Source organism: Acinetobacter sp. DMC2, assembly GCF_056314305.1.
On the sequence record NZ_JBQUYP010000014.1, the window covers coordinates 1 to 23665 of the forward strand.

Here is a 23665-nt window from a genome sequence, read left to right on the forward strand (position 1 = left end):
TACGCGCTCATAGCTCAGCTGGATAGAGCACTTGGCTACGAACTAAGGGGTCGGGAGTTCGAATCTCTCTGAGCGCACCAACTTGAAGAATTAACCGCTTTTATAGCGGTTTTTTTGTGCTTATTTTTTAGTAATTTTAATAAATCTAAATTTATAACTTTTTAATTATATTAGAGATAATCATAAATGAACCTAGCTTTATTTGATTTTGATGGCACCATCACTCATAACGACACATTCAGCTTGTTTCTTAAATTTTCATTAGACAGCAAAACACAACTCATCGGTGGTATTCGGCTTGCACCCTATATAGCTGGCTATAAACTTGGTTGGGTAACGGATAAAACTATTCGAACTAAGCTCTGCCAAGTAGGATATGTAGGTTATGACGCGAACTCCCTAAAAGATATGGGGCAAGAGTTTGCTAAAAAGGTACTTCCTACATGTGTTCGTGAAAATGCTTTAGAGCGTATTTTCTGGCATAAACAACAAGGTGATCAAATTGTTGTTGTATCTGCATCATTAGGCGTTTATTTAGAAAGTTGGTGTCATTCTTTAGGTTTAGATGTTATATGCAACCAACTTGAAACACATAATGGTATTTTAACTGGTCATTTTATTGATGGTGATTGTGGTTATTTGGAAAAAGTAAATAGAATAAAAAATAAATATGATTTAAGCCAATACCCGACCATATATGCTTATGGTGATACTCCTAATGATTATGCAATGTTGGAATTAGCACATAAAAAGTATTATAGATGGCAAGAGATTGATTAGTATTAAATTAATATTTGAAACTATATTAAATCAGAAAGCCACTTATAAAAGTGGCTTTCTTTTAATGATATTAAACAGTATGGAAAGAATTATCTAAGAAGTTATCAGTAAATAATGACTGGGGTACGATAGTATGCGTTGTATTTGTTACGCTAGTTACTGTAGACGTTACTCCACCGAGTAGGCTGCCACTTGTTAATCCACCAAGTAAATTAGAAATGACATCTAAGCCACCTTGACCAGTCACCCCACCAGTTAAGCTACCCACGATATCCGTTACGATACCAATAGGGTTTTCTGTGCCACCTGTAACGCCACCAGTTAAACCGCCTAGAAGGTCAGTCACTACACCGAGTGGACTATCACCGCTAACACTACCAGTTAAACCTCCAAGAAGATCAGTCACTACGCCAAGAGGGCTATCACCACCAGTAACCCCACCAATAGTGCCTGTTACACCGCCAAGGATTTCTGTTAATAAACCAGTTGCAGTAGAGCCATTAGTAATAAGTGTACCGATAATGCCCGTCGCTGATTCAGTTGCGCCTTGAATATCACCGCCCACTAAGTCAGATACAACTTCAAGAGCACCATTAACTGTGTCGCGAGAAGTTTCGAAAGTTAATGTGCCGAGGTCAGCAATTTCAGAAACAGGATGTTCTACTTGTGGAAGAATACCGATAATCGTATCCGCTACGGTATCAATACCAGTATTAATAATTTCAGTTTTTAAGCTTTCAACGCCTTGAAGAATATCGATACCACCTTGAACTACGTCGATCACTGGAGAGATCGGAGATGTTCCACCACCAATACCACCTGTTACGCCGCCGATGATGTCAGTTACGACTTCAAGAGGGTTACCAGTAGCACCGCCCGTTACACCGCCGATGATGTCAGTCACAACTTCAAGAGGATTACCAGCAACGCCGCCCGTTACACCGCCGATGATGTCAGTCACAACTTCAAGAGGATTACCACCAACACCGCCTGTTACGCCACCGATGATGTCAGTCACAACTTCAAGAGGATTACCGCCAACACCACCTGTTACGCCACCGATGATGTCAGTCACAACTTCAAGAGGGTTGCCGCTAACACCGCCTGTTACGCCACCAACTACATCTGTAACACTTCCTACAACACCAGTGATAATACCAGCAGCAGTTGTACCATTATTGATAAGTGTACCCAGAATACCAGTTGCTGATTCAGTTGCACCTTGGATATCTCCACCAACTAAATCAGAAACAACTTCAAGTGCACCGTTTACCGTGTCACGAGAAGTTTCGAAAGTTAATGTGCCGAGGTCTGCAATTTCAGAAACAGGATGTTCAGTTTGTGGGAGAATACCAATGATTGTGTCGGCAACAGTGTCGATACCTGTATTAATAATTTCAGTTTTTAGGCTTTCAACGCCTTGAAGAATATCGATACCGCCTTGAACTACGTCGATCACTGGAGAAATTGGTGATGTGCCACCACCGATACCACCCGTTACGCCACCGATGATGTCGGTTACGACTTCAAGAGGATTACCGCCAACACCACCTGTTACGCCACCGATGATGTCAGTCACAACTTCAAGAGGGTTGCCGCTAACACCGCCTGTTACGCCACCAACTACATCTGTAACACTTCCAACCACACCAGTGACAATACCTGTAGCAGTTGTACCATTATTGATAAGTGTTTCAACAATACCTGTTGCTGACGCAGTTGCGCCTGAGATATCTCCACCGACTAAATCAGAAACAACTTCAAGAGCACCATTTACCGTGTCGCGAGAAGTTTCAAAAGTTAATGTGCCAAGTTCTGCAATTTCAGAAACAGGATGTTCAGTTTGTGGGAGTACTCCAATGATTGTTCCAGCAACAGTTTCAATGCCAGTGTTGATAATTTCAGTTTTTAGGCTTTCGACACCCTGAAGAATATCAATACCACCTTGAACGACATCAATGACTGGGGAAATTGGTGAAGTTCCGCCAGTCACACCACCTACAACATTGGTTACTGTTTCTAATGGGTTTGTAGAGCCGACAGTACCGGTTACAGTGCCAATCACATCAGAAACTAAGCCTGTTGTTGTGTGGGTAACAGTATTCGTTACTGTAGAAATAACATTTGAAAGTAAGCCTGATGTTGAAACGTGTGCATCAACAGAGGAGTCCGTGTTTACCGTGGTATTTACCGATACAACATTACCCAAATCTTGAGTAACTTTTGAAATCGAAGATACGAGATTTTTTAATAAAAACATGTTGGTCTATTTCCTATATAATTATGTATTTTTAAGTAAGTATTATTTATTGCGCTACATAATTAATGAGATATATATCTCAATAATTGGAATTTAGTATTGGTTAGATATCAAAAGCTGTCAATGTGTATTTTTGGTCACATTTTTTAATATTAAATAATATTTAAAGAAAGAATAATTCATTTCATTTAGACGTAAAAATAATAATGGTTTTTATATAATATTTTTTTAATTAATTATATTTTTTCTTATATTTCCACTTATTTAAAGCAGTATATTAGATAAATTTTACTGAAGTCTATAATGTTAAGGCTTAGCTAGAAATATATTATTTCTATAATGTTGAGTGAAATGGTCGACTTTAGCTTTTAGATATATGGCGAAATACATCAAAAAGTCTATAAAACTTATTTGAAAAAAAATATTTCAAATACATCTTAGGTAAGAAAGTCTTCAATAATTTTAGCTACTATTTTATGTAAAAGAGGAGTGTGGCTAAGAACTAGACGGTTGATGACAGAAAGATGAAAAAAGGCTTCCTAAGCCTTAAAAAATGCGTATAATGCGCAACATCAAGTACGCGCTCATAGCTCAGCTGGATAGAGCACTTGGCTACGAACTAAGGGGTCGGGAGTTCGAATCTCTCTGAGCGCACCAACTTGAAGAATTAACCGCTATATATAGCGGTTTTTTTGTGCCTATTTTTTGTAATTTCTATTAAAAGCTAGTGCCCGTGGCAACCAGCTTTGAACAAAATTAAAAGTAGAAAATTAACCAAATGTTTTAAAACGATTTTCATCTTCAATAAAAGCTTTTTCTCCGGCTTCTCCTTCGATTGAACCAAATACCAATTGAGCTCTTAATTTCCAATGAGCAGGAACATTAAAAGCAGCATTAATTTTCTCATCAATGATTGGATTGTAGTGTTGCAAAGAAGCTCCAATACTTTGTTCAGCCAGTACGTTCCATACTGCAAATTGTGCAATTGCTGTTGAGTGCTCAGACCAGATTGGAAAATTATCTGCATATGCTTCAAATTGCTCTTGTAGACCTTTAATCACATGTTGGTCTTCAAAAAATAAAACTGTACCTGTACCTGCCGCAAAACTTTGAATTTTCTGTTCAGTTCCAGCTAGGGCTTCTGCTGGAATAATCGTTTTTAATACATCCAAAACAATATTCCAGAAATTTTGGTGGGACTGATCAAATAAAATCACAACGCGAGAAGACTGGGAGTTAAATGCAGATGGGCTATGTTTTACAGCCTCTTGAATTAATTTTTCAATTTCAGTTGGGGACTGTTTTAAGTTCTTTCCTATTGAATAAATTGAACGACGTTTTTTAATTAATTCTAAAAAGCTTGGTTCATTTGAAAGGTTAGTCTCTTGAGTGGTGTACGTAACCACATCTTTTGAGACTGTTGCTTTTTGATTTAAGCCAAATAATTTTGCAAAAAAAGACATGAGACATTCCACTAAGAAGGTGATGCTCTTATTGTAGAAATTTTAAAAAGTGAAATAAGCTCAAAAAATATGAATCTACGTTCCATATATGCAACGAAAAATATTTTGCAACTTAACTATAACTGCTTCTTTTAAACAAAACAAAAAATAGCCTTTGATTCATTTTAAAGCTGAAATGAATATGCTCTAATAGTTTCGATTTATTGAGTATTGATGCATTGCGATGACTGAGCAAAAAACAGCTTTATCTTTACGTTACTATTTGAATTTAGAAGAATCACAAGATGGATTTTCGTTAGTAACATTTGGGAAAAAACAATTTACCCGTTTTCTAACACCTGCGATTAGTATTGCAATTATTATTTGGGGTTTTTATTTAGGTTTCTCTGGGGTTGGCCGATATTATGTTGGATTAGGCTTGTTTTTTCTGGTGATGCAAGGGTTGATGCGTTATTGGCTTTTACCGATGCTATTTAAACGTCAATTTGTTCGTTACCAGTTTGGAAAGAGTGAGCAGGGAATCGACCTTTATCAAGATTATTTTGAGCTTTATTCCAGTGAACGTAAGCAAGTAGTGCAATATGCGGATGTGCAAACCTTTGCTAAAGGTAAGCTGACGTACATGCTTGAGTTAAAAAATAAAACTGTAATTATTGTGCCAAAGCGCGCATTTGCACAGGTTTCAGATCAAACGATATTTGAAAATACATTTAAGAAATAAATTATTGGAATTATTAGCCGCAACAACAAAGGAAGCCTCATGAATACACGTCCTTCAAAAATCGTTTGCGTAGGCAGAAGCTATGCTGATCATGTTAAAGAATTAAATAATGCTATGCCTGACAAGCCTATATTATTTATTAAACCACCTAGTAGTTTGATTGGTTTAAATGACGGTATTTCCTGGAATCCAGCTTGGGGCAGTTGTCATTTTGAGTGTGAATTAGTTTTACGCATTGACCAACCTTTAAAAGGTGAAATAGATCCTGCAAAAGCATTAAAAGCAATTGGTGCGGTAACATTAGGTCTGGATTTAACAATGCGTGATTTACAGAATGATCTAAAAAGTAAAGGTCATCCATGGGAACGTGCAAAAGCTTTTGACGGTGCTTGTGTATTAGCTGATTGGGTAGATGTGAGCGAAATTACAGATTGGCAAGAAACTAAATTCACTTTCCATATTAATGATGAATTACGTCAAGATGGTAATACGGCATTATTAATGTTTACTATTGGTGATCTATTAGCTGATATTAATCAGGTCTTTTCACTAGAACCAGGTGATGTAATTATGACAGGTTCACCTGCTGGTGTTGGGCCATTACACTCGGGTGATCACTTAAAAATGACATTGAAAGGTGCAACGCAAGATTTTGTATGGAAAACTTTTGTGAAAGTATAAGCTATTCCTAAATTTTCCAATAAAAAAACCCTATTATTTTTCAATAGTAGGGTTTTTTATTGTCTAGAAGTGGGAGATATTTATATTAATAAATAGTTTTATTTTTTCTATTTCTCTTCAAAAATTGTTGAAAGAGGAATTGAAAGTTTTGCAGCTAAATAATCATTAGACTCGATTAAGGCAGGACCAATTTTTTCCATCCATTCATCGTCATCATGTACATTTTGAACATCTTGGCGTAAAGGTAATGGGTATGGAAGAGCGGTAAAGAAAGTCCAAAAGTCGACTTGAGACAAATTACGTGCAAGAACATATTCATCTTTATCTGTGCGTTTAACTAAATTTTGCTCTTCAAGTAAAAGGACATATGAAGGCCAGCGCCCAATCTCTCCACGGCCTAAAATTTCTAAAGCCTCTTTGTCACTTACACTTTCACCAACTTTTTGCTTTTTATAAAATAGTTCTAAAATATCGAGTAACATTAGTACAGGATGTCTTTTTTGCTCTTTGCCTGAATGGAAAGCGGTAAGTGCAAAACTCACTTCGACCCCAAGTAAAACAATATTCCAAGACAAGAAAACCCATAATAGAAAAATAGGTACTGCTGCAAATGCTCCGTATATAATTTCATAACTGGTAAAGTTTGACATCAAAAAGCCAAATAAGTTCTTGAGTATTTCAAACAATACAGCACTCAAACATGCGGCAATTGCTGCTGAAAATAGCGGAACTGTGCGGTTGGGAATAGTCCAATATAAAATAAAGAACCCCAAAACAGTAAGAAGAAAAGAAATGAGCCAAAGTAGAAAGGCACCATCAAGTTGATAACCTGTAAAGTTATTACTTAATAAATTCATCGATGCAACAGTTGATGAAATAACAAAGGCACTACCTAAGATAATGGGACCAAGCGAAATAATGGTCCAGTAGCGCATAAAACCTACAATACCACTGCGGGTTTCTTTTACTCGCCAAATACGATTAAAGGCAGTTTCAATTGTTGTCAGCATTAGAACTGTTGTGACAAATAAAAACAGCACACCAATTACAGTTAAATTACTGGATTTTTCGGTAAAAGCATTTAGAGCTTTATCAAATGCGATGGTACTTTTAGGTAAAAAGTTACTATAGATTAAATGTTGGAGCTGTTGTCTAGCTGGTTCTAACGCTTTAATTGAAGAAATAATAACTAAAAAAACCGTTAACATCGGTACAACTGCGAATAGTGTTGTATAGGTGAGGGAACCTGCTTGTTCACGGCACCGATCAGCTTCAAAACGTTTAAATACATATAAAACGAACTGAAACCAGGTTTTATTATAAAAAGGAAGTTTCTTTAAAAAACGTTGTAACATGCGTTGTCTATCCCGATTTTTTTAATCATCATGTTGGGCGATTAATAGCTTATCAAAGTATGAGCTGAAGAACTCAAATCGTAGATTAAAGCAAAATAATAACTTATAGAATTAAAGTCGTTCTGTAAGTTTACTATGCGCTATAGAAAAAATTGTAGCCATAATCTTTTCAAAAAAGTTGGCTTTCTGTTGTGTGATCATAAGTTTCATCAAAAGTTGGTGAACCTTTTACTCAACGAATTTGAGAAATTTGCTCGTGTTGCCTTTAACGCTAAACAATCAATCTCCTCTAGAATTTCATAAAATTGGCTTCGCCAAAAAAATAAAAAATACCGTATAGTGTTCTTTTTAACAAAATTCATGAAACCGATGCAACCTTACGTTCTTGTACTTTATTACAGTAAATATGGTTCTACTAAAGAAATGGCTCATTTAATTGCCAATGGCGTTGAATCTGCGGGCATGGCGGTGAAAATTCGTACAGTACCGAATATAGCTCCAGTAGTCGTCGAAGCCGAACCAAGTATTCCGGCAGAAGGTGACATTTATTGTACTTTAGATGATTTAGCAAATTGTGCTGGTTTGGCCTTAGGTTCACCAACTCGCTTTGGCAATATGGCGAGTGAAATGAAGTATTTTTGGGATCAAACGACGAGTCTCTGGCTAAATGGGGCATTACACAGTAAACCTGCTTGTGTTTTTACCACTTCTGGATCAATGCATGGTGGGCAGGAGAGTACTTTACTCACGATGCTACCGCCGTTATTTCATCACGGGATGATGATTTTGGGATTACCAAATGCAATTCCAGCTTTATCCAATACTAAAACAGGTGGAACACCATATGGGGCAAGTCATGTAAGCGGACCCCGCCATGACCAGAGTTTAAGTCAGGATGAAAAGATTTTGTGTGAAGCTCAGGGCAAACGTTTGGGTGAGGTTGTTAAAAAGCTTTTAGTTTCGCTTTAAACAGTTAAAAAAAAGAGCGGATATCCGCTCTTTTTCTTTTGCACAATTTATTCTTTTACAAAGGTAACTTTGCCATCTGTAAGAGAAAGAACACGTGCTAATGACTCAACTCGGTAGCCTTTTTCAAGCAATAAATCACGGCCCGGTTGGAATGATTTTTCAATCACAATACCAACCCCCACAACTTCTGCATTTGCTTGGTGAATTAAATCAATTAGTCCTAATGCTGCTTGGCCATTCGCCAAGAAGTCATCAATAACTAATGCTTTATCAGTTGAATGAAGATGTTTGTTTGAAATCGCAATCGTGCTTTCAGTTTGTTTAGTAAAACTAAATACTTTAGAGCGATATAAGTCATCTTTTAGTGTCAATGACTGATATTTACGAGCGAAAATTACAGGTACACCAAGTTCCAAACCTGCCATGATTGCAGGTGCAATACCTGATGCTTCAATGGTAATAATCTTGGTAATCCCTGCATCTTTAAAGCGAGCGGCAAATTCTTTACCAATCTGCTGCATTAATACAGGATCAATTTGGTGGTTTAAGAAAGCGTCGACTTTCAAGACTTGATCAGATAGAACGATACCTTCTGTTAAGATTTTCTGTTCTAGTGCGTGCACGGGAGAATCCTCTAGACGGATGCTTTTAAAGCAAATGCGTATTTTAAAAAGCATCCGAAAAAATGCAAGCTTTAATTCGTTTTACCTGTATAACTTGTTAATAACAGGCCATAAGAAGTTTTACCATCAACATGGCTAACTTTAACTGGTAAGTAGTCCAATTTAGGTGCTAACCAGAAAATAGTATTACGGTCTGGTTTACCATGTTCTAAAACAACTTTTACGGTATCGAATGTGCCATAAGAAGTTTTAATTTTCTCATTGCCTTGTTTTACAAAACGACGGTTTTCAACTTCTTTTGCATCGGCAAGAGGGTATGAGGTTTTAAGTGAACCATTTTTTAAATCTTCACGCACTTGTAATTCTGCATTTAACTCATCAAGTACACCAGCCTGCCAAGCAAATGAACGAGCTTTATCATCTTTCTTGGTAGAAATAGTTTTGCTGTTTGGATTAAAGTTAATATTCATGGTGTTGTTATGAATCAAAATTTTGCTGGTACGGCTAAAACTTTGAGATCCAATTTTACCATTAGCAAAACTAAATTTACTTGTTTCACTTGCTGAAGCAATTCCACCTGCTTTTGCTGTGAAATTATAAGTCCAATTATTACCTTGCTGGCTTAAGGTACGTGTAGCTGAACCCATACCCTTATTATTATAAGTGAACTGATAATTTGCCTGAAATGGGCTCATGGCAAGTGCATGGCTTGAGAAACCTGCAAAAAGCAAAGTTGTTGAAATACCTGTTGCGATGCCAAACGATTTCAGAAATTTTGTTGCCATAAGTAAATATCCTTGTACAGACTGAAAAGTCAGTGCTGATGCATCTATAACTTAAACATATTATGCCTGTTGATCATGGAGAAAAAATCAGGATTTATGCTAAATGTGTAATCTATTTGTGTTTTTTGGCAGTTAATTCATTTTTATTCATCACAGCGCTATACATCTTTTTGCTGGATTGGTGTGATTTCAGAATCTTCTAATTCATCTTCAAAATCATCGTCCTGATCACGGTAAAGTAACGCAGCTAAATTCACATTTCCAAATACGACTAACTCAGCCTCACGAACTCGTGCGTAATTTACATGCACTTTACTTAATGTCTCGATAATACTGGCTTTTTTACCAAACCAGCGATTGAGATCAAGGAATATGAGTTCATCACGTTCTTCTGCTACATTAAAACGTTCCAGAATCATCCCTAAAGGATCTTTTTTCAAAATTTTATGGTAGTAAAAAACAGCGGCTTTTACGGCAATCTTCTGCCAAAAGTTTTTATATTTCGCTTCAATAATTTGTGTATTACTAATTTGTTCAAAAACTAAAAGCTGTTGTTCTTGATTAAATTCCATCTGAATCAGTTTTAAATCAACAGATAGTGTCGTCTCTAGGCCTTTTACATGCATGGTTGCATATAACCTTAACCAGTCATGATAAAGATCCGCGTGAAGGTCATCTAGAAATTCAACATTATTGGTAACATAACGTTGTAAAGTCGCATTCAGAAAGGTTTGTGATAACGTAAAATCTCTTTCTTCTTCGATGAATGCTTCTGCTTTTTGGTAGACCTTTTTAAGGCGTCTGACTAACGAGGAAAATAGCGTTTGCATAAAAGAACTTCCAGAAGATAATTTACTTAAGAACCAACACAATCTTTATTATGATAAAAAACGAGTTTTGATATTGCAGTGTAACAAATTTAATTGATACATTTTGACAAAATGAAAATGGATAAAACTCTATATTTGAAGTGAATCACACTTTTATCCAGATTTGAATATCAGTTTATATTTTATTCGGTATTAAACCGTGGGGATAAGGCATTTATATGCTTTTAAGATTATGTTGAACAAAAGAAGTCTATCTATAGAGCCTTTTTACCATTGGTGGCAAGACCGAGTCTTTATTGCTGCAACAATATTGGCAATCTTACTGCATGTTTTTGTGTTGCTCATCCACTTTGCCATGCCTAGCCCGTCAGAGCAATCTACTAAAGAAATTGCAATTTCAATTCGATCAAGCAATGAGCCAGTTCAGCAGTCAGACTTTTTAGCACAAGCGGACCAGCAGGGTTCGGGCACATTTCGTGAAGCCCACCGTACCTCTAGTGATACTCCAAATCCGATGCCTAATGATGCTTCAACTGGAAATGCAGAGTTAGAAAGTTTACAAAAGGTTCAGCAGCAAAGAGAGCTTAAATTTGAAGAAAAAGTCTTAATGACTGTTTTGAGTTGGCAAAAACAAGCTGATGCGAGTCAAAGAAAAAAAGAACTAGAACAATTACAAAGTCAATTTCAGGCAAAAGCTGCGATGGTTGCGAGTCTTGAAGCACAATATTTACAACGTAGACAAGATTTCAGTCGGCAACAAAAAATCAAAACTGTAGATGGAATTCAAGCGAAGAAAGATGCTTCGGCTGTTTATTTAGATAAGTTCCGTGAAAAAGTAGAGTTGTATGGTAATCGCTATTATCCAGAAGAAGCCAAACAACAACAGCTAAGAGGCGAAGTCCGTTTAATGGTGATTTTGAATGCTCAAGGCGGAATTCGTGCAATTCGATTACTTGAAAGCTCAGGACACTCAATATTAGATGAAGCAGCTAAGTCTTCAGTACGTCGTGGTGCACCATTTGGGCATTTCGATACCAATATGAAAGATATTTCTGAATTACGTATTGTACGTACGTGGCGTTTCGATCCGGCTCAAGCAGAATTTGAAGTACATTAATAAAAAATGTGGATAAGTCTTAGCTTATCCACATTGATTATAATCAATTAGAACAAATCCCATCTGAAGACAGATTATGTTTTTCTTCTAATCAATAATGATTAAATCTGTTCTTGGTAAGGATTTTCGATGTTCAGCTTTGCTAGAATTTCGACTTCAATCCCTTCCATTTCCTCTGCATCTTCATCACTGGTTTCATGATCATAACCAAGCAAATGTAAAACACCATGTACTAATAGATGTGCAAAATGGTTTTGGGCAGTTTTTTTCTGTTCTAATGCTTCTTGTAATACCACTGGAATACAAATAACTAAATCACCTAGAGGTAAGGCATCAAGCATTGGTAAAACTTCTTCAGGAATATCACTTGGAAATGATAAAACATTAGTTGGTTTATCTTTTTCTCGATATTGCAGATTAAGTTGTTGGCTTTCTGCTAAATCGACACAAGCAACGCCAATTTCGCAATCTTCTTTATAGCCAACGTGGCGTAAAGTTGTCTCAATAATTTTTTTGAGTTGAGCTCGTTTGAGCTCTAACTCAGGTGATTGAAAGTCTTGTTGTAAACTTAAACTGATTTTCAAAATAAATCCTTAAGCATCCTGATGTTGCAAGTCTGCTGCTGTATCGTTTTCAGCAACTAATGCCTCTTGACGTGCTTTGCGTTCAGCACGTGCTTCAGCATTAAGACGCTGTTGTTCACCATCCCATCCTTCATACGCTTCAACGATTTTTTGAACCAGTTGGTGACGTACAACGTCACGGGAATGGAAACGGGTAATATGAATTTCTGTAATATTTTCGAGTACGCGAAGTGCGTGTGCCAAACCAGATTGTTGACCTCGAGGTAAGTCTACTTGAGTAATGTCACCTGTAATCACTGCACGAGAGCCAAAACCTAAACGGGTCAAGAACATTTTCATTTGTTCTGGTGTTGTGTTTTGAGCTTCATCCAAAATGACAAATGAATGGTTAAGTGTACGACCACGCATATATGCAAGAGGCGCAACCTCAATTACTTGACGCTCGATTAACTTAGCAACTTTTTCAAAGCCAAGCATTTCGTAAAGTGCATCGTAAAGAGGACGTAAATAGGGGTCAATTTTCTGGGTTAAATCACCGGGTAAGAAACCCAGCTTTTCTCCAGCTTCCACAGCAGGACGTACAAGTAAAATCCGCTGGATTTCGTTACGTTCTAGCATGTCTACGGCGGCAGCAACTGCTAAATAGGTTTTACCTGTACCAGCAGGGCCTACACCAAAAGAAATGTCGCTTTGTAAAATACGTTGTACATAACGTTTTTGATTGGCACCACGTGGATTAATGCGGCCTTTTCGAGTCTGGAAATAGACATCAAGCGGCGCATCGTGTTCATCCATTTCGTCACCAACCAACTCGAAATTGCGTTCAGTTTGTGACGATTGAATGAGGAGGTGTAATAGATCAGCACTGATTTGCTGGGATACCTCAGACTCTTCGTAGAGTCGTTGCAATAATGCTTCGGCTCTCCCAACAGCATCTATTTCACCATCTATGTGAAAAACATCTCCACGATGAGTAATTTTGACATCTAAACGCTGTTCAATTTGCTTCAGGTGCCCATTATAGGCACCTAGAATGCTCTTTAAACGTTCCATTGAAATTTCAGGAAATGTTACGGTACGTCGAATCGCTGCAGTCAAGAGAAAACCTTTCAGTAGACTTTAGAATACCTCTACATTACGCCACGTCAGGTTCAAGATTCAAGAGCTCACCGTAAACAAAATTTAAAGTTTTAATTTCAGTAATCTCGATCTCTGCAAAACGACCAACCCAAGTTGCATCACCAACGAAAGTGACTAGGCGTGTATTGTCAGCAGTACCAATTAAAATATTAGGGTCTTGATCAGATACTTTTTCAATAAGTACACGTTCAATTTTACCTAACATGGCATCTGTTTTTTCAATACTAGACTGTTTAATGACTTTCTGAACTTGAGCTAAACGCTCTTTTTTAACTTGCTCAGGTGTGGTGTCTGGCAAGTCTGATGCAGGTGTACCTGGGCGTTTCGAATAAACAAAACTATAAGAATGGTCGAAGTCTAAATCTTTGATAAATTGCAATGTTTCTGCAAAATTTTCATCAGTTTCACCAGGGAAGCCAATAATAAAATCACTTGATAAATGCATATCTGGACGAATTTTACGTAGCTTCGCAATTTTATCGATATAAACATCAATCGTGTGATTTCGCTTCATTGCCTGTAAAACGTCATTCGAACCACTTTGAACAGGCAAATGTAAATGTGACACCATTTGAGGTAAATCTTCATAGCACTGAATTAGCTCATCAGAGAACTCAAGTGGGTGCGATGTTGTATAGCGTAAGCGTCCAATACCCGGAATTTCTGCAACGAGTCGTAACAATTCAGGGAAAGTACAGATGCCACCTTCGAAGGTTTCACCACGATAACCATTTACATTTTGACCAAGAAGTGAAATTTCACGCACACCTTTTTCAGCAAGGCCTGCAATTTCTGCAAGTACATCGTCTAGAGGTCGAGAAACTTCTTCACCGCGTGTATATGGAACTACACAGAAAGAACAGTATTTAGAACAGCCTTCCATAATAGAAACAAATGCTTTAAAGCCTTCTACGCGTGGTTCTGGTAAAAAGTCGAACTTTTCAATATCTGGAAAAGAAATATCAACGAGTTTGATTTTGTCTTTTTTAGGTTTTTCTACTTGAGCATTATGTTGATCAAGCATTTGTGGTAAACGGTGTAATGTTTGAGGGCCAAAAATCATGTCTACATAAGGCGCACGTTTTTGAATATTGTCGCCTTCTTGAGAGGCAACACACCCACCGACACCAATCACAAGATCTGGATTTTTGTCTTTTAGTTTGCGCCAGCGCCCTAATTCACTAAATACTTTTTCCTGTGCTTTTTCACGGATAGAACACGTATTCATGAGCAGAATGTCTGCTTCATTAGGGTTGCTCGTTAAAATGTAACCGTGAGAGTCCCCTAAAAGGTCTGCCATACGGTGACTGTCATACTCATTCATCTGACACCCTTGAGTTTCAATATAAAGTTTTTTTATTGAAACATCAGTGGTGTGCGTTGGCTGGGTAACAGTGTTTTCTGAGGCAGCTTTGGCACCATTGGGAATGAAGGTTTGAACCGTCATGCAGGCTCCTAACAGATCGATCTAAAAAAGAATAAATTTGCCCAAAATGGGTCAAACCATTCATTATAGCAGTATTTGGACCGAACCGATAACAGTAAACCTTTAGAACGTGACACCGTTTTTTTGAAGTAAATTATGTGAATTTTAATGATGTTGAATCATAGAGTTACATAACACAACAAAAGAAAGCACGAAGACTAATTAAACTATGCTTTGAAGGTGAATAGTCAGGGTTTAACACATTTATGAGACCAAGTAGAAAGAGCTCATCAATCCATAGTCGTGTAATGAAAAATAAATATATGCATCGTAGCTGGTTAGGAGCTATGTGTTTACTTGGTTGTTCATTTACCTATGCTGCCGAAGAGCAGTTCAATGATGCGTTAAATGCTGCAAATAGTGGCAATACCGCTTTATTAGACCAATATCAGCTTGCTATGCAAAATGATGTATTGGGGTACTATCCAGAATATTGGAAACTTAATACCAATCTTGGCTTTCAACCTTCAGCTTCGATTGTAAGTTTTGCTCAACGTTATCCTCAATCTGCAATGGCTGAGAAATTAGCAGCCGATTATGTTGAAGAAAAAGTTAAACAAGCTGACTTCGCATCTGCACAACCTTTACTATCTTATGTCACCAATCCAGATCAGGCCGAAAACTGTGCATTGGCACAGGTGAGAGCCAAAACCGGTGATGCATTAGTTTTTGCTGAATATAAAGATGTATGGTTAGCCACCGAATCGCAACCTGAATCTTGTGTGGGTCTAGGACGCTTGATGTTATCTAGCCCATTAATGAGTCAGCAAGATAAGCAACAGCGCCTTTGGGTGCAGTTACGTTCTGGTTTAACAGGGCAGGCCCTTGCTACGGCGCAGACTTTAGGTATGAATCTGTCCTTGGCTCAGCTTAATCAAATTCAGGCTAACCCACTCAATTATTTGTGGAGCGCGCCTAAAACAAATGATACAGACTATGCTTATTTGATTTTTGCATTAGGTCGTTTGGCTAATAATGACTTACCTAATGCTTTTTCAAACGTACAACGTGTCGCTCAAGGTACACCAGAGAATATACAAAAGTATTTATATAGAACGGTGGCTTATATTGGTGGCACCACGGTCATGAAAAATAATTTCAATCGTGAAGTTCTTCAATATTTTGATGCAAGTTACGGTTATCCTCTAAGCCCTGAAGAAGCTGAAATTTATGCGCGTCAGGCAATTCGATTTGGTGCGTGGGAAAGTTTAATTCGTGCTATTGATGCTATGAGCGTGACACAAAAACAAGAAGATCGCTGGCAATATTGGCTTGCTCGTGCAACAGAGCAGCGCAATGACAGTAATTCAAAAAATACTGCGCAACGTATTTATAAGAAGTTAGCTGAAAGTGGCGATGACTATCACAACCTTTTAGCTAAAGATCGTTTGGGCGAACGTTATAATCACCAGCCTTATGATGATCAGCCAACAGCAAGTGATTTAAGACGTTTAGATCAGAATGTTCACTTTAATCGTGCTTTTACTTTAAGACGTATTAATGCAAATCCAACTTATACCAATCGAGAATGGAACTGGGCAGTTCGACAAGCTTATCTTCAACATGATGATGGTGTGTTGTTAGCTGCTGCAAAGCGTGCTCATGATATGGGATGGTATGACCGTGCGATTTACGCAGCAGATCGTACAACAAATAAACATAATGATACGTATCGCTATGTGACACCCCATAAGACTAATGTCGTAAGTCATAGTTACAATGCAGGAATTGATCCAGCGTGGGCTTATGGTTTAATGCGACAAGAAAGCCGATTTGTTACTTCCGCACGTTCTCACGTTGGAGCGGGTGGACTTATGCAAATTATGCCTGATACGGCAAAGTTGATTGCACGTCAAATGGGCGAAACCTATAATCCAGCGGCATTAAATGAAATGAATACCAATATTCGTTATGGTACATTTTATTTGTCGATGATTCAGGGACAATTAAGCAATAATCCAGTTTTGGCAACGGCAGGTTATAATGCTGGACCTAATCGGGCAAGACGTTGGCAACCGGACTTTCAATCAATTTCGGCTGACCAATATACAGAGACAATTCCATTGTTAGAAACCAGAGACTATGTCAAGCATGTTATGACGAATGCAACACATTATGGTGTGATATTGGGGCAAGGAGCTCAATCATTATCACAACGTATGAAAGTCATTCCAATGCGTACATCGCCTTAAGTTTAGGTGGTTGATGATGGATCTTCTTTTAATTGGCATATTCAAGTTTTAATTAAATGAAATATAGATATTTGGAACTTCGTTCAATTTTGCAACTTGCATGGTGGCTTATCTGTGCAGGGGTAGGATTGATGAGTTCCGTTTTGCATGCCGAACCTGTTAATTTACAGGGATATGTTATGCACGTACAAATGACACCTGCCGCATGTGCGTTAGATCCCTCTAAACAAAAACAACGTAAATGTCTTGAAGGATATTCATTGACAATTACGGGCCTTATGCCAGAAACAAATCAGACCGATTGTTCAACAGAAAGTTCGGCCGCTCTTTCCCCATTGCAAGCCAAAGTCGTAGCTCGGGTCATGCCTGACAATAATGCGCGTGTACAGCTTTGGAAAAGTGTAGGGGGATGCGTTCCTATGAATGCAAGTCAATATTTCCGGACGGTCATTAACTTTGCTGAACGTTTAAAAATTCCAGCTAGCCTTACCAGTTCGACAAATGTTGAAATTCAACAATCGGCCTTAAAACAGCAATTTATTCGTCTTAATCCGAGCTTGCCGCAAAATGGTATTCGTTTGACTTGTCAGCTATCACGTTCAGATGTTGTTTTAACGGAAGTGAAGGTGTGTTACACGGTAAAAGGCCAATATAAACAATGTGCAAATCATGTGGTATCGAATTGCCCTGGTGAAATCACGATTAAAGGTAGTTACTAAAGGTAATTATCATTTCGTAAAAAAATGCTGACCATACATTGAATCTATTTGTAAAGATTAATTTGTATTTTCTATCAGACTTTTGGTGAAAATGAGTCGCTTTTACATGCATCTGCCACATCTTTAGAGTACAATCTTTGCCGTTTATGATGATTTGGTTAGATGGAATTCCTATTTAGCCCGATTAAGGACACTCATTGGAGACAATTACATGAAGCAACCCGTTCGTGTTGCCGTGACTGGCGCTGCAGGTCAAATTGGTTACAGCTTATTATTCCGTATCGCAAGCGGTGAAATGTTAGGTAAAGATCAACCTGTTATTTTACAATTGCTTGAAGTTCCAGTTGAAAAAGCTCAACAAGCGCTTAAAGGCGTAATGATGGAACTTGATGACTGTGCTTTCCCTTTATTGGCTGGCATGATCGGGACTGATGATCCGAAAGTTGCATTTAAAGATGCTGACTACGCTTTATTGGTAGGTTCTCGTCCACGTGGTCCTGGTATGGAACGTGCTGACTTGTTAAAAGTTAACGGTGAAATTTTCATCGGTCAAGGTCAAGCATTAAACGAAGTTGCTAGTCGTGACGTTAAAGTATTAGTTGTAGGTAACCCTGCAAACACTAACGCTTACATCGCTATGAACTCTGCTCCAGACCTTCCAGCGAAAAACTTTACTGCTATGTTGCGTCTTGACCACAACCGTGCGTTGACTCAAGTTGCTCAAAAAGCTGGTGTTGCTGTTGCTGATATCGAACACTTAACAGTTTGGGGCAACCACTCTCCGACAATGTATGCTGACTACCGTTTTGCAACTGCAAATGGCGAAAGCTTAAAAGACAAAATCAACGATGCGGCATGGAACAAAGATGTGTTCCTTCCAACTGTTGGTAAACGTGGTGCTGCGATTATCGAAGCACGTGGTTTGTCTTCTGCTGCTTCTGCTGCTAACGCTGCAATTGACCATATGCGCGACTGGGCACTTGGCACAAACGGCAAATGGGTAACTATGGGTATTCCATCTGACGGTTCTTATGGTATTCCAGAAGGCGTTATGTTTGGTTTCCCTGTAACAACTGAAAACGGTGAATACAAAATCGTTCAAGGTTTAGAAATTGATGAATTCAGCCGTGAACGTATTAACTTTACGTTAAATGAGCTTGAAGAAGAACGTGCAGCAATTGCTGACATGTTGAAATAATTTATCTTTTTGATAAGTTAAAAAAAGCACTCTTTTTAGAGTGCTTTTTTATATTTAATCATTTGAAACAAAACACAAAAAACAACAAGAAAATATAAACATTATCATGCATATAAAAAGGTTTTATTGTTAGATTAGTTAATAGATGATTTAAAACAAGTTATAGGAGAATAACAATGTTTGAGCAGCAACCTACTTTAGAGCTTTTATTTGATCAGCTGGGTTTAGATTCAGATGAAGCAAGCATCGAAAACTTTATCAAAACACATCAATTGCCTGCTGAACAGAAATTGCATGAAGCCTCTTTTTGGTCAAAAGGTCAAAGTGATTTTTTAAAGAGTCATTGGGAAAAAGATGATGAATGGATTGTGGTAATTGATGAACTTAATGAACAACTACATGAAGATAGTGTGAAAAAATAAACCAATAAAACAAAGGCCTGTTTTATATTCAATATATAAAACAGGCCTAATTACATTAACTGTTTAATGTGTCTTTATTTTTAATTGATCCTTGTACCATGGCTCATGACGCACAAGGTCAAATACAGGTTGGCCATGAAGCAATTCAAGATCACACGTGCTTGTTGATAGATATTTAGTTAACCAATGGCGTGTCAGTGCCGACTCTTGTCGAGCGGCTGACGCATAAGCCAAGAAGAAATAAATATCAGCATGTTCATGATGTGCTAATGGCTTCAAAATTTGTTGAGTAATCAACGCAAAACGTTTTTCTTTATTTAGTTCAAAATAAAGCATATACGCTTTGGCCAAGTGTAGAGACAAATTAAGATATAAGCTCAATGGCATTTCTTCATATTCCATACGAGCTTGTTCAAGCAAAACAATCGCTTCTTGTAAAAAATGAAGTTGTTCTTGGCGAACACGACTTAATACGACAAGTTGCATGCGTAACTCTGCACGCTCCAAAGCAAGTTCAGGCGTATTTTCAGTCAAATAAAGTTGGTCTGTTTCACCAATTCGGTTCACAATTGTTTTACTTTCAATAGACATACGCCATTACCTTCTTTAATCAATAGCTTTTATATCGGGTTCATTTACCAAATTTAAAGAGTAATCATTAAACCCAAATCGAATTTCCGCTACGAAGCCAAGCTGTGATAGAGAGTCTTTGTTGTTTTGAAGTTAATACTTCATGTAATAAATTGCTTTGAAATATTACAAGTCGATTGGGCTCTGGATTAACAATATGCCACTTCTCATTTTTATCTTGCAGTCGCAGTTGACCACCCCAATCTTCTTGCCATTCTGGATGTAAATAATAAACGGTTGAGATAATACGATCATTTTTTTGCTGAGGATTGTCTCGGTGTAAAGCATAAAACTCACCCAAACCATAACGGGCGAAATGAGCTTCCACTTCTTTAATTCCTAAATAGAATGCTTGATTTAGATTTTGTGAGAAAGAAGTTAAGGTCTCAATATGCTGTTGAGCAATAGGAAGTTGATCATTAATCCAGAGAATATGGTCGCTACGGATATTACTCATCACGCCGTTTTGAATACCAGCTTCTCTAAATTCATCAATATGATGGCTACACTCATTAGCGACTTGAGCGCGATATTGATCCGAATAGGCTTGATTAATAATCGCAAAGCCATGCGTATTTAAATCATCTAGAATTTGATCCAGATTCCATGAGTCCGGAAGCGGGTGAGAGAGCATATAACCTCGAGTAGATCGTAAAAATATCAAGCCGCTCTATTTTAGATGATCACAACCTTACGAAAGAATATTTTTTTCATGTTAAACTATTTGTTGAATTGAGGAATTAAAGTCAACATGAATTACCGTCACCATTTCCATGCGGGCAACTTTGCAGATGTTATGAAGCATGTGCTTTTGCTACAGCTTCTCAACCGTTTAAATGCTAAAGATAAACCTTATCGTTATATCGATACGCATGGAGGTGCAGGAAAATATGATTTATCTCTGGCGCCTGCACAAAAGTCTGGAGAGTTTCTTACAGGCATTCACCGTCTAGTTCAAATATCTGAAATGGAAAAGCGTCAGGCACCTGAAGCAATCCAGCAATATTTGAAGTTGGTAGAACAGCTACGCTCTGAAGAAGGCAAAGGTAGTTATCCAGGTTCACCATGGTTTGCTTTGCAAGGCATGCGTGAAATTGATAAGGCAACAATTTTTGAAATGCAACGCGATGTCTTTCAACAATTGCGACACAATATTTATGATAAACGTGCAGGTTTACATGAACGTGATGCCTATGAAGGTTTGCTTGGCGTAATTCCGCCAAAAGAAAAACGTGGCTTGGTCATGATTGATCCGCCTTATGAATTAGAGCGTAAAGATTTTCCGCAATTAGTTGAACTGTTACAACAAGCTCATAAGAAATGGCCAACAGGCGTTTTTGCAGTTTGGTATCCAATTAAAGACCGAGCGATGATTGAACGTTTTGAAAAGAAAATGTTTAAAACAGGAATTCGCCGTCAGTTAGTCTGCGAAATTTGTGTATGGCCAGATGACACACCTGTAGGTTTGAATGGTTGTGGTCTATTAGTGATTAACCCACCTTGGCAGTTCTCTGAACAAGCTGACCAGGCTCTACAGTGGTTATTCCCGCATCTACGCATGCAAGAAACTGGTGGTCATGCTGCTGTTCGCTGGTTAGTAGGTGAGTAACAGTTAACTTAAATCAATGCACATGTTTGGAATAGAAAATAATGACAAATGCGCCTAAACCAGAGCAAGATTTAACTCATAATGAACATTCATTTGATGGGATTACATTCGAAGTGGTTGAAGAAGAGGATAATCCGGAAGGACAAAAAGTGAAGCGCCGAGGTATTTATCTTTGGCCTAACTTAATTACGACAGCCGCTTTGTTGTCTGGTTTCTATTCCATCATTGCAAGTATGAATGGGGATTTTACCCAAGCTATTTATGCCATTTTTATAGCAGCGCTTCTTGATGGTCTAGATGGTCGAGTTGCTCGCGCGATTGGTGCACAAAGTGCTTTTGGCGAGCAATATGATTCCCTTTCTGATTTATTAGCTTTTGGTGTGGCTCCGGCAATGCTGATGTATAGCTGGAGTTTGCATGATTTAGGCCGTATTGGGTTAGCATGTTGTTTTGTTTATACAGCATGTGCAGCTTTCCGTTTAGCACGTTTCAATGTACAAATTGGTGTTGTTGATAAGCGCTATTTTATTGGGATTGCAAGTCCACTCGCTGCCATTATCATTATTTCCCTTGTGTGGGTTGCTCGCGATTATCCTTTCATTTTTGATTTACGTGATATTGCGATTAAATCCATTAATGCTGTGATTATGGTTGTTGTGGGGTTGCTCATGATTTCCAATATTAAATATTACTCTTTCAAGCAAATGGACCGTAAGCGCGTTCCCTTTGTAGTTATGTTGCCAGTAGTACTGATTTTTGCAGCAATCACTTATAATATTCCAATGGGCATTTTGACTGTTTCAATTCTCTATGCTCTTTCTGGTTTTGTTACGACACTATTTGCACGCAAGAGTAACGAAACAATAAAAACATAAAATAGAAGAGGTTCAGTATGCCTAAGTTGATAAGTCAAATTAATCAATTACAGCAGCTGGGCCTGAATGCTAAAGAGGGGGTTGTATATCAGCCTTCTCGCGGCTTTTTTAAAATAGTTTATCAAGGCTTAATCCTTCCAAATTTACCTGCTCCACTGCGTTACTTTAATTACATTAGTCTAGTTGGGCAGCCACGAATTCCTCTTTGTTATAACGCTCACACCATTACAACTTCGGCAATTGATACTGCAACTGTGCTTGTAAGTAATAGCCAACATAGTGTGGGACATTTAAAAACTTATTCTATTCGGCGGCAGTGCCAGTTTGACTCAGAACAATACAAGTTTGATAAAACAGACTTGATTGAGTGGAAAATCCCAAAGATCCATCTTCAGAGATTAGACCTAGAAATGGGTTGTAATCTTACTATTCATATTTCAGAAAATATCTCTAATAATTCTGCATTGCAGTGGGGTGTTTCGGACTATTGGTCAACACTATGTTTATGTAAAGGTGAAGTTTTTTATAAAGGGCAAAAGTATCAAGTTGAAGGGTTGGGACGATTTAAACACGCAAGAGCCCTGCATTTACCGTTCTTATCTTTATGTTTTTACACATGCCAAATTATTAATTTAAATGAAACGACTCAGCTTGCATTTTCACAAATAAGAAATCAGTGGAATATCATATTGTGTTCAAGATTAGATATTCAAGAACTTGGGAAGCCTGTTGAGAGCTTTACTGAAGATGTAAACTTACATATCCATCGCGTTTATCCAAAAGTTAGAACACCGAACGGTAAAGAGATGTATTTACCCAGAGAATTTTCTTGGCAGTGTAAGAAAAATGGAAAAATTATTTTTGAACTTTATGCACAAAGCCGGGGCGACTACAAGTTTGGGTTAGCTGCTGGATATGTAGGAAGCTTTCAATACCAATTAAGTTGGAATGAACAATGTCTACAAGGTGAGGGTGGATATTGTGAATATATTGATTGTCGCCCACTTAGATGGCAGGAAAAGAATCAAGACGAGAAAATTTTAGATAAATTGATGCTTTTACAGCCATGTTTATATAAAAAATGATTGTTTTTAGTGTTTTTGATTAAAAAGCGAACTGTTGTTGCACTAATATTAAAAAAGGGGTTGTCAAAGGTTTTTAATGGTCTATAATGCACATCCATCGGCGGTGATGCAGATAAGAACTTGTTGAAAAACAGTTACTTG

Annotated in this window: 22 protein-coding genes, 2 tRNA genes and 1 pseudogene; 14 read left to right on the plus strand and 11 right to left on the minus strand. The window is 37.8% G+C overall.

Annotation, left to right across the window (positions count from 1 at the left end; all coding sequences use genetic code 11):
- The first annotated feature begins 3 nt into the window (after window positions 1-3).
- A tRNA-Arg gene (locus ACT53H_RS18885) sits at window positions 4-80 on the plus strand.
- A 106-nt stretch (window positions 81-186) separates the two neighbouring features.
- Window positions 187-780 carry an HAD-IB family hydrolase gene (locus ACT53H_RS18890; RefSeq protein ID WP_440203263.1) on the plus strand — a complete coding sequence of 198 codons (594 nt, stop codon included), beginning with the start codon at window positions 187-189 and terminating at the stop codon, window positions 778-780.
- 70 nt (window positions 781-850) lie between these two features.
- Here the strand turns inward: ACT53H_RS18890 and ACT53H_RS18895 are convergent, their stop codons facing one another.
- On the minus strand, window positions 851-3040 hold the full coding sequence (locus tag ACT53H_RS18895; RefSeq protein ID WP_476009871.1) for a hypothetical protein: 2190 nt from the start codon (window positions 3038-3040) through the stop codon (window positions 851-853).
- A 580-nt stretch (window positions 3041-3620) separates the two neighbouring features.
- Here ACT53H_RS18895 and ACT53H_RS18900 point away from each other — a divergent pair.
- Window positions 3621-3697: transfer RNA gene (locus ACT53H_RS18900), tRNA-Arg, on the plus strand.
- A 113-nt stretch (window positions 3698-3810) separates the two neighbouring features.
- Here ACT53H_RS18900 and ACT53H_RS18905 read toward each other — a convergent pair.
- On the minus strand, window positions 3811-4503 hold the full coding sequence (locus ACT53H_RS18905) for a nitroreductase family protein (protein ID WP_476009872.1): 693 nt from the start codon (window positions 4501-4503) through the stop codon (window positions 3811-3813).
- A gap of 223 nt (window positions 4504-4726) precedes the next feature.
- On the opposite strand from ACT53H_RS18905, the gene ACT53H_RS18910 reads away from it, so the two are divergent.
- Both ACT53H_RS18910 and ACT53H_RS18915 read left to right on the plus strand, forming a co-directional pair.
- Window positions 4727-5224 carry a YcxB family protein gene (locus ACT53H_RS18910; protein ID WP_476009873.1) on the plus strand — a complete coding sequence of 166 codons (498 nt, stop codon included), beginning with the start codon at window positions 4727-4729 and terminating at the stop codon, window positions 5222-5224.
- A gap of 39 nt (window positions 5225-5263) precedes the next feature.
- Window positions 5264-5905, plus strand: a complete 642-nt coding sequence (locus ACT53H_RS18915; protein WP_174728809.1) for a fumarylacetoacetate hydrolase family protein — start codon at window positions 5264-5266, stop codon at window positions 5903-5905.
- Between the two features lie 107 nt (window positions 5906-6012).
- On the opposite strand, the gene ACT53H_RS18920 is transcribed toward ACT53H_RS18915, so the two are convergent.
- Window positions 6013-7260 carry a YihY family inner membrane protein gene (locus ACT53H_RS18920; RefSeq protein ID WP_004789583.1) on the minus strand — a complete coding sequence of 416 codons (1248 nt, stop codon included), beginning with the start codon at window positions 7258-7260 and terminating at the stop codon, window positions 6013-6015.
- Window positions 7261-7620: 360 nt separating this feature from the next.
- Here ACT53H_RS18920 and wrbA point away from each other — a divergent pair, with 360 nt between their 5' ends.
- Complete coding sequence (wrbA, locus tag ACT53H_RS18925; protein ID WP_353158137.1) at window positions 7621-8229, plus strand: NAD(P)H:quinone oxidoreductase; 609 nt, start codon at window positions 7621-7623, stop codon at window positions 8227-8229.
- Window positions 8230-8276: 47 nt separating this feature from the next.
- Here the strand turns inward: wrbA and ACT53H_RS18930 are convergent, their stop codons facing one another.
- From ACT53H_RS18930 to ACT53H_RS18940, 3 genes are all read right to left on the minus strand, one after another.
- Window positions 8277-8852 (minus strand): xanthine phosphoribosyltransferase, encoded by a 576-nt coding sequence (locus ACT53H_RS18930; RefSeq protein ID WP_004789579.1) that lies wholly within the window; start codon window positions 8850-8852, stop codon window positions 8277-8279.
- A 71-nt stretch (window positions 8853-8923) separates the two neighbouring features.
- Window positions 8924-9637 carry a DUF3108 domain-containing protein gene (locus ACT53H_RS18935; protein WP_004789577.1) on the minus strand — a complete coding sequence of 238 codons (714 nt, stop codon included), beginning with the start codon at window positions 9635-9637 and terminating at the stop codon, window positions 8924-8926.
- Between the two features lie 158 nt (window positions 9638-9795).
- Window positions 9796-10467 carry a hypothetical protein gene (locus ACT53H_RS18940; protein ID WP_004789576.1) on the minus strand — a complete coding sequence of 224 codons (672 nt, stop codon included), beginning with the start codon at window positions 10465-10467 and terminating at the stop codon, window positions 9796-9798.
- A 232-nt stretch (window positions 10468-10699) separates the two neighbouring features.
- Between ACT53H_RS18940 and ACT53H_RS18945 the strand changes: the two genes are divergently transcribed.
- On the plus strand, window positions 10700-11584 hold the full coding sequence (locus ACT53H_RS18945; RefSeq protein WP_476009874.1) for an energy transducer TonB: 885 nt from the start codon (window positions 10700-10702) through the stop codon (window positions 11582-11584).
- Between the two features lie 101 nt (window positions 11585-11685).
- On the opposite strand, the gene ybeY is transcribed toward ACT53H_RS18945, so the two are convergent.
- Genes ybeY through miaB form a run of 3 tightly spaced genes read right to left on the minus strand, consistent with a single transcriptional unit; the run spans window position 11686 to window position 14755 of the window.
- Entirely contained in the window at window positions 11686-12168 is a 483-nt protein-coding gene (gene ybeY / locus ACT53H_RS18950; RefSeq protein WP_004789571.1) for an rRNA maturation RNase YbeY, read from the minus strand.
- Between the two features lie 9 nt (window positions 12169-12177).
- Complete coding sequence (locus ACT53H_RS18955) at window positions 12178-13266, minus strand: PhoH family protein (protein WP_004789570.1); 1089 nt, start codon at window positions 13264-13266, stop codon at window positions 12178-12180.
- Between the two features lie 37 nt (window positions 13267-13303).
- A complete protein-coding gene (gene miaB / locus ACT53H_RS18960) occupies window positions 13304-14755 on the minus strand; it encodes a tRNA (N6-isopentenyl adenosine(37)-C2)-methylthiotransferase MiaB (RefSeq protein ID WP_005301343.1) in 1452 nt (483 codons plus the stop codon).
- A 287-nt stretch (window positions 14756-15042) separates the two neighbouring features.
- Between miaB and ACT53H_RS18965 the strand changes: the two genes are divergently transcribed.
- The 4 genes from ACT53H_RS18965 (at window position 15043) to ACT53H_RS18980 (ending at window position 19325) form a co-directional block, all read left to right on the plus strand.
- Window positions 15043-16986, plus strand: coding sequence for a lytic transglycosylase domain-containing protein (locus tag ACT53H_RS18965; protein ID WP_107882056.1), 1944 nt, complete (start codon window positions 15043-15045; stop codon window positions 16984-16986).
- A gap of 56 nt (window positions 16987-17042) precedes the next feature.
- Window positions 17043-17705, plus strand: a complete 663-nt coding sequence (locus ACT53H_RS18970) for a ribonuclease T2 family protein (RefSeq protein WP_440203267.1) — start codon at window positions 17043-17045, stop codon at window positions 17703-17705.
- Between the two features lie 211 nt (window positions 17706-17916).
- Window positions 17917-18903, plus strand: a complete 987-nt coding sequence (locus ACT53H_RS18975; protein WP_003653591.1) for a malate dehydrogenase — start codon at window positions 17917-17919, stop codon at window positions 18901-18903.
- 176 nt (window positions 18904-19079) lie between these two features.
- Window positions 19080-19325, plus strand: a complete 246-nt coding sequence (locus tag ACT53H_RS18980) for a DUF2789 family protein (protein ID WP_002119522.1) — start codon at window positions 19080-19082, stop codon at window positions 19323-19325.
- Between the two features lie 63 nt (window positions 19326-19388).
- Here ACT53H_RS18980 and ACT53H_RS18985 read toward each other — a convergent pair whose 3' ends face one another.
- The gene (locus ACT53H_RS18985) at window positions 19389-19916 is read right to left on the minus strand and encodes a hypothetical protein (protein ID WP_004789562.1); all 528 of its coding nucleotides are present in this window, start codon (window positions 19914-19916) and stop codon (window positions 19389-19391) included.
- A gap of 67 nt (window positions 19917-19983) precedes the next feature.
- On the minus strand, window positions 19984-20589 hold the full coding sequence (locus ACT53H_RS18990; RefSeq protein ID WP_353158132.1) for a 2OG-Fe(II) oxygenase: 606 nt from the start codon (window positions 20587-20589) through the stop codon (window positions 19984-19986).
- Window positions 20590-20706: 117 nt separating this feature from the next.
- On the opposite strand from ACT53H_RS18990, the gene ACT53H_RS18995 reads away from it, so the two are divergent.
- The 3 genes and pseudogenes from ACT53H_RS18995 (at window position 20707) to ACT53H_RS19005 (ending at window position 23534) form a co-directional block, all read left to right on the plus strand.
- Window positions 20707-21564 (plus strand): 23S rRNA (adenine(2030)-N(6))-methyltransferase RlmJ, encoded by an 858-nt coding sequence (locus tag ACT53H_RS18995; protein ID WP_004789560.1) that lies wholly within the window; start codon window positions 20707-20709, stop codon window positions 21562-21564.
- A 41-nt stretch (window positions 21565-21605) separates the two neighbouring features.
- Complete coding sequence (pssA, locus tag ACT53H_RS19000; RefSeq protein WP_004789558.1) at window positions 21606-22439, plus strand: CDP-diacylglycerol--serine O-phosphatidyltransferase; 834 nt, start codon at window positions 21606-21608, stop codon at window positions 22437-22439.
- A gap of 17 nt (window positions 22440-22456) precedes the next feature.
- Window positions 22457-23534, plus strand: a pseudogene (locus tag ACT53H_RS19005) (DUF6670 family protein).
- Window positions 23535-23665 lie beyond the last annotated feature (131 nt).